An 11,934-nucleotide genomic window follows, 5' to 3' on the forward strand; every position below is an offset into this window, starting at 1 on the left:
AAAAATGCCGCACAGTCTACCAGCCTCGTGGCCATTCGCCCTACGACTCCATGTGCGCTTCCTGACGACGGGCACGCCTTCCGTCTGTCGGTGACAACTGCAGGAAGATCGCTGCGGCCAGCATGGCCATCAAGCCGATGGTCAAGAAGGTCAGCTGGAAGGCGCCCAGGGTGCTTTCCACCCCCTCTGCGCTGCCCGCGGCGGTAAAGCCGCCAAGCAAGGCGCCGGCACAGGCCACCCCCAGGCTCAAGGACAGCTGCGCGACCACCGACAACAGGCTGTTGCCGCTGCTGGCGCTGGCGTCGTCCAGGTCGATCAGGGTCACGGTGTTCATGGCGGTGAACTGCATGGAGTTCACGGCGCCGAGCAGGGCCAGTTGCGCCAGCAGCAGGGCATACGGCGTGTCTGCGTCCACCAGTCCCAGACTGGCCAGCAGCAGGCCAAGCAACAGGGTATTGCCGGTGAGGATGATGCGATAGCCGAAGCGTTCGATCAGCGGCCGTGCGATGGACTTGGCGAGCATCGCCGCGGCGGCCAGAGGGATCATGCTCATGCCGGCCTCGGCGGGCGAATAGCCCAGCGCCACCTGCAGTAGCAACGGCACCAGAAACGGCAGAGCGCCGCTGCCCAGGCGGGCGAAGAGGTTGCCGAGGATGCCGATGGCGAAGGTGCGCACCCGGAACAGGCCCGGCGAGAACAGCGGCTGCGGATCGCGCCCGGCGCGCAGCCAATAGGCGGCCAGGCAGGCCATGCCGGCGAACAGCAGCAACATCACCCGCAAGTGCGGCAGGTGCAGCTCACCCAAGCCTTCCATGGCGATGGTGATCAGTACCATCGCGGCGCCGAACAGGATGAACCCCGGGCCGTCGAAGGTAGTGCGCTCGGCGCCGCGCAGATCAGGGATGAACTTCCATACCGCATAGCAGCCCAGTGCACCGACGGGCAGATTGAGCAAAAAGATCCAGTGCCAGGTGAGGATCTCCACCAGCCAGCCGCCCAGGGTCGGTCCCAGCAGCGGGCCAAGCAGGCCGGGGATGGTGATGAAGCTCATGATCCGCACCAGCTCCGAACGCGGGTAGGCGCGCAGCACTACCAGTCGCCCGACCGGCAGCATCAACGCACCGCCCAGGCCCTGGATGACCCGGGCCAGGATCAGGAACGTGAGGCTGTTGGCCATGGCGCAGAGCAGCGAGCCCAGGCTGAAGAGCAGGATGGCGCTGAAGAAAATGCGCTTGGTGCCGAAGCGGTCGGCGATCCAGCCTGAGGCGGGAATCAACAGGGCCACCGTGAGCATGTAGGCGATGATCACACCCTGCATGCGCAGCGGGTCTTCGGCCAGGGAGCGGGCCATGGCCGGCAGGGCGGTGTTGAGGATGGTGCCGTCCAGGGACTGCATGAAGAAGGCGATGGCCACCACCCAGGGGATCCAGCGGGCGGTGACGGGGTCCAGCGGGGCGCGTTCGGGCATGAATACCTCGGCTTTGCTGCTTGATCGTGCTGGCCCGCCTCCACAGGGTTATCGTCCTGTAGGAGCCCTGTGAAGCAGCCAGCACAGACCCATTAGAGGGTGAGGGTCAGGGCTTTGACCAGCGCTCCCGGCAAATGACTCGACCCGGTGCTGCGCTGGCCGTAGGTACTGGTCGACAGGATCAGCTCTCGCTCACGCGTCAGGTCTTCCAACTGACTGCCCAGCAGGTTGTACAGGCTGTCATCGAAGCGCATGGTGCCGACCGGCCCCTGGATGCAACCGTCCTGCACCCAGAAGGTGGCGAAACGGGTCAGGCCGGTCATGCGGGCGGCGGGCAGGTCCGAGTAGTTCAGGTACCAGAGATTGCTGATATACAGACCCGTGCCGAGTCGCTCGAGGACCTGCGCCGAAGGCAGATGCCCCGGAGCCAGGCTCAGTGCACAGGGCGACTCGAAGCTGTCGGCGCCGTTGGCCTGCAGGTCGAACTCCGCAGCGCTGCGCGCGCTGACCAAGCGCGCGTGTGCGCGGCCTTCGTGGATCAGGCGCACGTCCTGGCGCGGCGAGCCTTCGTCGGAGAAGGGCGGGCTGAGCGAGCCGCTGACCTGTTCATCGAAACCGACCTGCGGACTGAGGCTGGCATCGCCGGTGTACAGGCGCTGCAGCGCGCTGTTGCCTGTGGCCAGAGCCTGCGCGGAAAAACCACCCCAGCAGAGCATGCCGGCAATCTCGTCCATCGCCGCCGGGGCCAGGTAGGCGCGGTAGCTGCCAGGCTTGAGGATGATTGCCGGGCGGCCAAGGAAATCCAGTTGCTCGCGGGCCTGGCGCAGGCGCGCCACCAGGGCCGCACTGTCCCAGACCTGACCTGCATAATTGGCCTTGACCGCCTGGCCATTGGCGTGGAACAGGCTCCAGTCGAAGTTGAAACTGTTGGCCTGATGCCAGCCAAAGGCCCCGAAGGAGCTGGCGAACCCCCGGCAGATGGGGCCTGCGGCATAGATACCGACCAGGTCCAGATCGCCGGCTTCACGCTCGATCAGTCCAAGAACATCGGCGCAGTCCGGCAGCGCCGCTGCCTGCAGGTTGTGGCTGTGCCAGGCGCTTTCATCAAGACGCAGGTAAGGGTCGACAGGCAGCAGCGGCAGGATCTGACGCAGCTGGGCCAGCGCGTCGCGCAGGCGCTGGCGGTCCAGCTGTGGATCGTCGCCCAGCGTGAAGTGCTGCTCGGCCTGGCGCCCGTCGCGGATCAGGCGCAAGTGCGCGCTGGCCTGGGCGACTTCGCCGGCCTGGCGCACGCGGGCATGGTTGAAGCGGATGAACTGTGAATGCTCGGCACTGTAGCCGAGGGTGAACTGCTCGCCAGCCTGGAGTGCGTCGCGCAGGGCGCCTGTCAGGTCCTCGAAGCGTTGCTGGGGCGTGGCGCTCATCAAGCGTCTCCTCCGAATACGTCGATCTGGCGGAACACGCATGCCGGCGAGGCATGGCCAACCCGTACCACCTGGTTGGGTTCGCCCTTGCCGCAGTTTGGCGTGCCCAGTACCTGGAACGTGCTGCGATCGCCGACGGCGGCGAGATTGCCCCAGAACTGCGCGGAGATGCCGCGGTAGTTGGGGTTCTTCACTACGCCTTTGAGTTCGCCGTTTTCGATCAGTTGGCCCCATTCGCAGCCGAACTGGAACTTGTTGCGTGCGTCGTCGATGGACCAGGAGCGATTGGTGCGCATGAGGATGCCATGCTCGATACCACCGATCAGCTGCGCCAACGACTGGTCGCCCGGCTCGATGTTGAGGTTGGCCATGCGATCGATCGGCGCGCGATTCCAGCCACAGGCCCGGCTGTTGGCCACGCCATCCAGTCCCGAGCGGTACTGCGACAAGGCGCCGCCCAGCGGGCGCAGCAGCACACCGTCGCGGATCAGGAACTGCTTGCTCGCCGCAGTGCCGTCGTCGTCGAAGCTGTAGCTGGCCAGCTCTTCGGCGATAGTCGGGTCGAAGGTCACGTTGAGCAGCTTCGAGCCGTATTGCAGGTGACCAAAGTCGCTTGCCTTGACGAAGCTGGTGCCGGCGTAGTTTCGTTCGTCGCCCAGGATACGGTCCATCTCCAGCGGGTGGCCGATGGACTCGTGGATCTGCAGCATCATCTGGTCTGGCATCAGCAGTAGGTCGCGCGGGCCGCTGGGGGTATTGGGCGCGAGCAGCAATTGCAGGGCCTCGTCGGCGATGCGCCTGGCCGCACCGACCAGGCCACAGCGCTCGATCACCTCGAAGCCGCCTTGCTGGCCGAAGTTCTCCCGGCCTAGGCTGCGGCTCTGGCTGTCCTGGCCATCGCTTGCGGTCACGCCCAGGCCCGGGAACAGGAAACGTTGGGCATGGCGCAGCTCGGCGCCTGCAGAATTGAGGTAGGTCTGCTCGACAAGGCTGATGCCCAGGCTCGCCTGCCAATCAACCAGGCGGCTGTCCTTGGGCACGCTGGCCGACTCGGCGGTGAGCAGCTCGAGGCACTCGGCAAGGCTAGGCAGGGGATGTTCGAAGTGGGGCGAAACATGGTCATGGCGCTCGCTGGCCACCGGTTGCCCGCTCAGGTCCAGCAGACTGTAGGCGGCGATCGTGCGAGCCAGCGCCTCGGCCTGTTCGAGGGCGCGTTGCAGACCGGCTTGGGACACGTCGGCGGTGGCAGCGTAGGCTTCCACACCCTTGACGCGCACGGTGAGCATGGCGCCTTCGTCCTGACTGAAGAATGGTGGCTCGGCCACATTGCGACGCACCGACAGACTCTGGTGCGACTGCTTCACATGGCGCAGGGAAAACACCTCGGCCGAACTGCGCAGCGCGGCAAAGCGCTGGCGTAGCAAGGCACTGGAATCGAACATGCGGGAACCTCCGGTGCGCGGTGGCTCCCCCTAGAACCACCCCCTCTTGCAGGCCCAGGCCGGCTATGTTGCCTGACTTGAGCGGTGCGAGGTCATTATGGCAGCCTCGCCCTTGGTCGGTGGAAGAAATAACGTGCGGCCTGAATCGTCAAAAGGTGAATCTTGTTGTGAACAGCAGACGGATCAGCTGGTGGTGCTGGGGCATGTTCGATGCCCTGTTGTTAATCGACTACATATTCAAAGCGATCGCCAGCGGAAGGATTCCATTCGTTTCCGACGCGCTGCGGATTGCTGTGGTCGCCAGCGACGAAGGTACGGCGACCGCGGTGCTTTTTGCCTTGCGCTTGGGCCTGCTGGTGTCAGTGGGCATCAGTTGTGCGCTGTTTTTCACCCAGCGCAATGCCGTGAAATGGCTGGTGGGGTTGCAACTACCGCTCAGGCTGCTCTTTTTCATTCCCTCTGTTTCGGTCTTCTATCTGTACGAGGGCTATCAAGCGTCAGCACATCCACTGATGTTCTTTTTGATCGTGCTGGCGTGTGAGCTGTTCAAAATCTGGACGCTCTGGTTCTTCGGTAGAAACCAGGTGTCCACCTGATTGGGTGAGCGGCAATCGGGCGTTGTAAACATAAAAAAGGAGAGCCGAAGCTCTCCTTTTTCGTTTACCGCGTTGGATCAGCCGATGGTCATGAGGCTGGCGTTGCCACCTGCTGCTGCGGTGTTGACGCTCACGGCGCGCTCGATTACCAGACGCTCCAGAGCGATCTGGTGGTCGCCGCTGGAGAGACCATGGACGCCGACGATGGCGCCGGCGCGCTTGGCCACTTGCTCGCACACGCCGCGCAGCTGGTCAGAGTCGCCGTGGTGGATGACGGCATCGAAGGCGACGTCGTCCTTCTGCCAGTCGGCCACCAGCTTGACCTTGGCCTGCAGCTCCTTCGGCAGGCGGGCACGCAGGCTCTTGCCGGGCTCTGCGTCGGCCCATACCGCCGAGCTGCCCACGGCCAGTACGGCAGCCAGTTGGGCCAGCAGGTCGGCATCGTTGTCGGCCAGGCAGAGCACGTGCTCACGTGGCAACACGGTATAGGTGTTGCGCTCGCCGGTCGGCCCGGGCAGCACGCGGCTGATACCGCTCTGGGACTGGGCGGCGAACTGGTCGCACAGGCTGGCCAGCTCACCCAGCTGGCTGCTGGCAGCCCAGGTCTTGAGGGTGTGCAGCGGCTTGATCAGTTGGTCGCGCAGGACAGTATCGACCTTGCCTTCGCCGTCGACACGCTGGAAGTGGCGGGCGATGGCGTCGGCCGGGCGGGTCGACAGCAGGCGGTACAGGTAGAGCGGACCGCCGGCTTTCGGGCCAGTGCCGGACAGGCCTTCGCCACCGAACGGCTGGACGCCGACCACGGCGCCGACGATGTTGCGGTTGACGTACATGTTGCCGGCATTGACGTTGTCCACCACCTTGGCGATGGTCTCGTCGATGCGGGTGTGCACGCCCAGGGTCAGGCCGTAGCCGGAGGCGTTGATCTGCTCGATCAACTGGTCGAGGTCCTTGCGGTTGTAGCGCACCACGTGCAGGACCGGTCCGAAGATCTCACGCTTGAGTTCGTCGAAGCTTTCGAGCTCGATCAAGGTCGGCATCACGAAGGTGCCGCGCTTGATCTCTTCACCTTCGGCGATGGCGACCTGGTAGACCGTACGACCTTTGTCGCGCATGCCCTGGATGTGCTTCTCGATGCCTGCCTTGGCTTCGGCGTCGATGACCGGGCCGATGTCCACGGACAGACGTTCCGGGTTGCCCAGGCGGCTTTCGGCCATGGCGCCCTTGAGCATCTCGATCACGCGGTCGGCGGAGTCTTCCTGCAGGCACAGCACACGCAGTGCCGAGCAGCGCTGGCCGGCGCTGTCGAACGCGGAGGACACCACGTCAATGACCACCTGCTCGGTCAGGGCCGAGGAGTCGACGATCATGGCGTTCTGGCCGCCGGTCTCGGCGATCAGCGGAATCGGACGGCCTTGGTTATCCAGACGGCCAGCAATGTTGCGTTGCAGCAGGCGAGCGACTTCGGTGGAACCGGTGAACATCACGCCTTTGACGCGCTCGTCACCGACCAGGCCGGCACCGACGGTTTCGCCGCGGCCTGGCAGCAGTTGCAGCACGCCTTCAGGGATACCGGCTTCCAGCAGCAGGCGCACAGCCTGGGCGGCGACCAGCGGGGTCTGTTCGGCAGGCTTGGCCAGGACCGGGTTGCCGGCGGCCAGGGCCGCGGCGACCTGGCCGGAGAAGATCGCCAGCGGGAAGTTCCACGGACTGATGCACACCACCGGCCCAAGCGGGCGGCAGCTGTCATTGCTGAAATCGTTGCGTGCCTGCACCGCGTAGTAGCGCAGGAAGTCCACCGCTTCGCGCACTTCGGCGATGGCGTTGGCGTAGGTCTTGCCGGCTTCGCGCACCAGCAGGCCCATCAGCGGCTGGATATCGGCTTCCATCAGGTCGGCGGCGCGTTCGAGGATCGCGGCGCGTTCGGCTGGCGGCGTGGCCTGCCAGATCGGAGCGGCGTTGAGTGCGCACTGGATGGCATTGTCGACGTCCTCGACAGTGGCTTCCTGCACGTGACCGACGACATCGCGGTGGTCGGCCGGGTTGAGCACTTGCACGGCAGGTTGCTCGCTGGCGGCGCAGGCCAGCAGCGGGGCCGCTTTCCAGTCATTGTGGGCAGTGGCCAGCAGTGCGCAGGACAGCGACGCCAGGCGGTGTTCGTTGGCCATGTCGATGCCGGCCGAGTTGGCCCGCTCGCTGCCATACAGTTCACGCGGCATAGGAATGCGCGGATGCGGCAGGCCGATGCTGCCCTCCTGGGTGCCCATGCGCTCGATGCTGGCGACCGGATCGGCGACCAGTTCCTGGATCGAGATCGAGTGGTCGGCGATGCGGTTGACGAACGAGGTGTTCGCACCGTTTTCCAGCAGACGACGGACCAGGTAGGCCAGCAGGGTTTCGTGGGTGCCGACCGGGGCGTACACGCGGCATGGACGATTCAGCTTGCCTTCGGAGACCTTGCCCACCACCTGCTCGTACAGCGGTTCGCCCATGCCGTGCAGGCACTGGAACTCGTACTGGCCTGGGTAGTAGTTCTGGCCGGCAATGTGGTAGATGGCCGACAGGGTGTGGGCGTTGTGGGTGGCGAATTGTGGATAGATGGCTTCCGGTACCGACAGCAGCTTGCGAGCGCAGGCGATGTAGGAGACGTCGGTGTACACCTTGCGGGTGTAGACCGGGTAGCCTTCCAGGCCCTCGACCTGGGCGCGCTTGATCTCGCTATCCCAGTAGGCGCCCTTGACCAGACGGATCATCAGGCGGTGGCGGCTGCGCTTGGCCAGGTCGATGACGTAGTCGATCACGTACGGGCAGCGCTTCTGGTAGGCCTGGATGACGAAGCCGATGCCGTTCCAGCCAGCCAGCGATGGCTCGAAGCACAGGCGCTCGAGCAGGTCCAGGGACAGCTCCAGGCGGTCGGCTTCCTCGGCGTCGATGTTCAGGCCGATGTCGTACTGCTTGGCCAGTTGAGTCAACGACAGCAGGCGCGGGTACAGCTCCTCCATCACGCGCTCGTACTGGGCGCGGCTGTAGCGCGGGTGCAGGGCGGAGAGCTTGATGGAGATGCCTGGGCCTTCATAGATGCCACGGCCGTGGGAGGCTTTGCCGATCGAGTGAATCGCCTGCTCATAGGAGGCCAGGTACTTCTGGGCGTCGTGCTCGGTCAGGGCGGCCTCGCCGAGCATGTCGTAGGAGTAACGGAAGCCCTTGGCTTCGAACTTGCTGGCGTTGGCCAGGGCCTCGGCGATGGTCTCGCCGGTGACGAACTGTTCGCCCATCAGGCGCATGGCCATGTCGACGCCCTTGCGGATCATCGGTTCGCCGCTCTTGCCGATGATGCGGGTGAGCGAGGAGGTCAGGCCGGATTCGTTGTGGGTGGAGACCAGCTTGCCGGTCAGCAGCAGGCCCCAGGTGGCGGCATTGACGAACAGCGACGGACTGTTGCCCAGGTGCGGCTGCCAGTTGCCGGTGCTGATCTTGTCACGGATCAGGGCGTCACGGGTGCCTTTGTCCGGGATGCGCAATAGCGCCTCGGCCAGGCACATCAGCGCCACGCCTTCCTGGGACGACAGGGAGAATTCTTGCAGCAGGCCCTGGACGATGCCGGCGCGGCCGCTGGCGCTCTTCTGGTTGCGCAGTTTCTCGGCGATGCCGGCCGCCAGCTTGTTGGTGGCCTCGGCCTGCTCGGTGGAGAGACGCGCCTGCTCCAGCAGCATCGGCACAACTTCAGGTTCCGGGCGACGGTAGGCGGCAGTGATGGCCGAGCGCAGGACCGATTGCGGCAGGATGCTTTCAGCGAATTCGAGGAAGCACTGGTGGCTGTGGTCGGGCTGGACGTCGCCGGCATCGTCGCCGAGGCTGGCGGCATGGCCGTTGAGTTCGTTCAGGGTGGCGCCACCCTCGAGCTTCTCCAGATAGTTGAAGATCGCTTGCTTGATCAACCAGTGCGGCGTGCGGTCGATGGACTGCGCAGCTGCTTTGAGTCGCTCACGGGTCGGGTCGTCGAGTTTGACCCCAAGGGTGGTCGTCGCCATTTCTTATCCTCGTTATTGCCACGGATGTGGCCTAAGCTGGCGGCAAGATTAGCTGTAGGACAATCCGGGTGCAACCGGGTGCAACCCGTTTTTTGATCAGCGTAGGTGCAACTCGTCCGACGGCTCCATGGGTGGCAGGAAAATGTACTTTCTTGGTGCTTTTTCTTATGAAAAACCCGGTTTTTGAAACAAAAAGGTGCAAAGAAGCGGTTTTGTCTGAAAATGCAGGTGTAGGTGCAACTTGCAAATGAAAAATGGTTGCACCTCGTTCGTGTTGTTGCATAGGATGCGCCGCCTAGGTGCAACCGCCTTGCCGGCGGTCGCAAAACATAAAAACAACGCCAGGGCACAACCATGGGCAATCCACTCACGATCACCTTCGTGATCTACATTGCGGCAATGGTGCTGATCGGCTTCGCCGCCTATCGCTCCACCAAGAACCTCTCCGATTACATCCTGGGCGGGCGCAGCCTTGGTAGCGTGGTCACCGCGCTTTCCGCCGGCGCCTCCGACATGAGCGGCTGGCTGCTGATGGGCCTGCCGGGCGCTATCTATTTCGCGGGTCTTTCCGAAGCCTGGATCGCCATCGGCCTGACCGTCGGCGCCTACCTCAACTGGCTGTTCGTCGCCGGTCGCCTGCGTGTGCAGACCGAGTTCAATGGCGATGCCCTGACCCTGCCGGACTACTTCTCCAGCCGTTTCGAAGACAACAGCGGTCTGCTGCGGGTCATCTCGGCGATCGTCATCCTGGTGTTCTTCACCATCTACTGCGCCTCCGGCATCGTTGCCGGTGCCCGCCTGTTCGAAAGCACCTTCGGCATGCCTTACGAGACCGCCCTGTGGGCCGGCGCGGCCGCTACTATCGCCTACACCTTCGTCGGTGGCTTCCTGGCGGTCAGCTGGACCGACACCGTACAGGCTTCGCTGATGATCTTCGCGCTGATCCTCACTCCGATCATCGTGCTGATCTCCACGGGTGGCTTTGACACCACCTTCCTGGCCATCGAAGCGCAGAACCCTGCCAACTTCGACATGTTCCGCGGCGCGACCTTCATCGGCATCATCTCGCTGATGGGCTGGGGCCTTGGCTACTTCGGCCAGCCTCACATCCTGGCGCGTTTCATGGCCGCCGACTCGGTCAAGTCGATCGCCAAGGCCCGTCGCATCTCCATGACCTGGATGATCCTGTGCCTGGCCGGTACCTGCGCCGTCGGTTTCTTCGGTATCGCCTACTTCTCGGCTCACCCTGAGGTCGCAGGTCCCGTCACCGAGAACCATGAGCGTGTGTTCATCGAGCTGGCCAAGATCCTGTTCAACCCCTGGATCGCGGGTGTCTTGCTGTCGGCCATCCTGGCTGCGGTGATGAGTACCCTGAGCTGCCAGCTGCTGGTGTGCTCCAGCGCGCTGACCGAAGATTTCTACAAATCCTTCCTGCGCAAGAATGCTTCCCAGCGTGAACTGGTCTGGGTCGGCCGCCTGATGGTGCTGGCTGTGGCTCTGATCGCCATCGCCATGGCCGCCAATCCGGAAAACCGCGTACTGGGCCTGGTGGCCTACGCATGGGCAGGTTTCGGTGCCGCTTTCGGTCCGGTCGTGCTGATCTCCGTGCTGTGGAAGGGCATGACCCGCAACGGCGCACTGGCCGGTATCGTGGTCGGCGCCCTGACGGTGATTCTGTGGAAGAACTACGTTGGGCTGGGTCTGTACGAAATCATCCCGGGCTTCCTGTTCGCCAGCATCGCCATCGTAGTGGTGAGCAAGCTGGGTGCCCCGACCGGCAGCATGGTGTCGCGCTTCGAGAAAGCCGACGCGGCGTATCACGCCGAGAAGTGATCCTGCGTTAGGACAACTGCTTTGTTCGCGGCAAGCCCGCTCCCACAGGCTCCAGTTGCCTGGGGGAGGCGGGCTTGACCGCGAGTGCAGCATGCGCCGATCGACAGCCAGGCCTGACTCCGCCTGCCTGACAAGGTAAACTTGTCGCCCCCGCAGGAGTTGCCATGAACTATCGTCACGCCTTCCACGCCGGTAATCACGCCGACGTCCTCAAGCACATCGTGCTGACTCGCCTCATCGCCCTGATGTCGCGCAAGGAGCAGCCGTTCGCCTACATCGATACCCATGCCGGCCTCGGTCTGTATGATTTGCAGGGCGACCAGGCGACCCGCACCGGTGAGTACCTCGAAGGTGTCGCCCGACTGTGGAATCGCGAAGACCTGCCGGCCGTCACCGCTGACTACCTGCGAATCATCAAACGCCTGAATCCGGACGGCGAGCTGCGCTATTACCCCGGATCCCCGGAGCTGGCGCGGCGCCTGATGCGTCAGCAGGATCGGGCGCTGCTCAACGAGAAGCACCCCGAAGACGGCCCGCTGCTCAAGGAAAACATGAAGAAGGACCCACGGGTGGTCGTGCACCTGGGCGAGGGCTGGCACGTGCCTCGGGCATTGCTGCCGGTGCAGGAGAAGCGCGCGGTGATGTTGATCGACCCGCCTTTCGAGCAGGCCGATGAGCTCAAGCGCTGCACCGTGGCGATGAAAGAGGCGATCGGCCGCATGCGCCAGACCGTCGCTGCGATCTGGTACCCGATCAAGGATCAGCGATCGCTCACGCGGTTCTATCAAGACCTCACCAGCACCGGGGCGCCCAAGCTGCTGCGGGTCGAGTTGTATGTCCATCATCAGGACAGCCCCCAGGGTCTCAATGGCTCGGGCCTGGCTATCGCCAACCCGCCGTGGGGTCTGGAAGAGGAGCTGCGCGAGTTGTTGCCGTGGTTGGCCAAGGAGCTGGCGCAAACGGCCGGCAGCTTCCGCATGGACTGGCTGATCGCCGAGTGACAAGGGCCTGTTGCGCAGCCATGCCAGGCTGCGAACTCGCTCGTGGTACAGCGCTGCTTCCTGTAGCCCCTTCCAGCAATCGCACCCCCTGCTGTTTGCGTTATAATTCCGCCCTTTAGCCGCCATCCGCCTGCAAGGC

The 11,934-nt window shown here is 64.1% G+C and carries 7 protein-coding genes; 3 read left to right on the forward strand and 4 right to left on the reverse strand.

The window, feature by feature from the left end:
• Positions 1-40: 40 nt before the first annotated feature.
• The 3 genes from mdtD to J5X93_RS02485 all read right to left on the reverse strand — a co-directional run bounded on the left by mdtD (position 41) and on the right by J5X93_RS02485 (position 4,334).
• Positions 41-1,468: a multidrug transporter subunit MdtD gene (gene mdtD / locus J5X93_RS02475; RefSeq protein ID WP_043207291.1), complete on the reverse strand. Its 1,428-nt coding sequence runs from the start codon at positions 1,466-1,468 to the stop codon at positions 41-43.
• A gap of 92 nt (positions 1,469-1,560) precedes the next feature.
• Positions 1,561-2,892, reverse strand: a complete 1,332-nt coding sequence (locus tag J5X93_RS02480; RefSeq protein WP_043207295.1) for a TldD/PmbA family protein — start codon at positions 2,890-2,892, stop codon at positions 1,561-1,563.
• Complete coding sequence (locus tag J5X93_RS02485; RefSeq protein ID WP_250034357.1) at positions 2,892-4,334, reverse strand: TldD/PmbA family protein; 1,443 nt, start codon at positions 4,332-4,334, stop codon at positions 2,892-2,894. Before J5X93_RS02485 ends, J5X93_RS02480 begins: the two co-directional genes overlap by 1 nt.
• A gap of 203 nt (positions 4,335-4,537) precedes the next feature.
• Between J5X93_RS02485 and J5X93_RS02490 the strand changes: the two genes are divergently transcribed.
• Complete coding sequence (locus J5X93_RS02490) at positions 4,538-4,930, forward strand: hypothetical protein (RefSeq protein WP_102081295.1); 393 nt, start codon at positions 4,538-4,540, stop codon at positions 4,928-4,930.
• A 77-nt stretch (positions 4,931-5,007) separates the two neighbouring features.
• On the opposite strand, the gene putA is transcribed toward J5X93_RS02490, so the two are convergent.
• Entirely contained in the window at positions 5,008-8,961 is a 3,954-nt protein-coding gene (gene putA, locus J5X93_RS02495) for a trifunctional transcriptional regulator/proline dehydrogenase/L-glutamate gamma-semialdehyde dehydrogenase (protein ID WP_090343223.1), read from the reverse strand.
• A 354-nt stretch (positions 8,962-9,315) separates the two neighbouring features.
• Between putA and putP the strand changes: the two genes are divergently transcribed.
• Together putP and J5X93_RS02505 are read left to right on the forward strand one after the other, a co-directional pair.
• A complete protein-coding gene (gene putP, locus J5X93_RS02500) occupies positions 9,316-10,794 on the forward strand; it encodes a sodium/proline symporter PutP (RefSeq protein WP_043207301.1) in 1,479 nt (492 codons plus the stop codon).
• Between the two features lie 164 nt (positions 10,795-10,958).
• A complete protein-coding gene (locus tag J5X93_RS02505; protein ID WP_043207307.1) occupies positions 10,959-11,795 on the forward strand; it encodes a 23S rRNA (adenine(2030)-N(6))-methyltransferase RlmJ in 837 nt (278 codons plus the stop codon).
• Positions 11,796-11,934 lie beyond the last annotated feature (139 nt).

The organism is Pseudomonas sp. BYT-1 (assembly GCF_023611805.1).
GTDB classification, from domain to species: domain Bacteria; phylum Pseudomonadota; class Gammaproteobacteria; order Pseudomonadales; family Pseudomonadaceae; genus Aquipseudomonas; species Aquipseudomonas guariconensis.

Excerpts from the sequence above, each read along its gene's own strand:
- J5X93_RS02490 (WP_102081295.1), top strand. The coding sequence starts at position 4,538 with ATGTTCGATGCCCTGTTGTTAATCGACTACATATTCAAAGCGATCGCC.
- J5X93_RS02480 (WP_043207295.1), bottom strand. The coding sequence starts at position 2,892 with ATGAGCGCCACGCCCCAGCAACGCTTCGAGGACCTGACAGGCGCCCTG.
- mdtD (WP_043207291.1), bottom strand. The coding sequence starts at position 1,468 with ATGCCCGAACGCGCCCCGCTGGACCCCGTCACCGCCCGCTGGATCCCC.
- putA (WP_090343223.1), bottom strand. The coding sequence starts at position 8,961 with ATGGCGACGACCACCCTTGGGGTCAAACTCGACGACCCGACCCGTGAG.
- putP (WP_043207301.1), top strand. The coding sequence starts at position 9,316 with ATGGGCAATCCACTCACGATCACCTTCGTGATCTACATTGCGGCAATG.
- J5X93_RS02485 (WP_250034357.1), bottom strand. The coding sequence starts at position 4,334 with ATGTTCGATTCCAGTGCCTTGCTACGCCAGCGCTTTGCCGCGCTGCGC.
- J5X93_RS02505 (WP_043207307.1), top strand. The coding sequence starts at position 10,959 with ATGAACTATCGTCACGCCTTCCACGCCGGTAATCACGCCGACGTCCTC.